This is a genomic window from Frateuria sp. Soil773 (assembly GCF_001428405.1).
Taxonomy (GTDB): Bacteria; Pseudomonadota; Gammaproteobacteria; order Xanthomonadales; family Rhodanobacteraceae; genus LMSL01.
The window spans coordinates 300-518 of sequence record NZ_LMSL01000038.1 but is presented as its reverse complement, the minus strand read 5'-3'; the positions used below and the strand labels follow the sequence as shown (position 1 = coordinate 518).

The window sequence follows — 219 nt, the reverse complement described above, 5'->3', positions numbered from 1 at the left end:
CTGCGCTCGCAGTTCTTCCACAGCCGCCTGTTCTTCTCCAGCCAGGCAAAACTGCGCTCGACGCCCCATCGCTTGGGCATGACCTTGAACGTGTGCAGTTCACTGCGCTTGGCGATCTGCACCGTGACGTACTCGCCCAAGACCTCTTGTACACCCTGCGCAAAGGGCTGGCCCACATAACTGCTGTCGGCCAGCACGCTTTGTACTTGGCCCAGACGC

The 219-nt window shown here is 60.7% G+C and carries 1 protein-coding gene; it reads right to left on the bottom strand.

Translation table 11 applies throughout. The features are described 5' to 3' along the window. On the bottom strand, positions 1–219 hold a 219-nt coding region (locus ASG87_RS19435), incomplete at both ends, for a transposase (protein ID WP_326937896.1).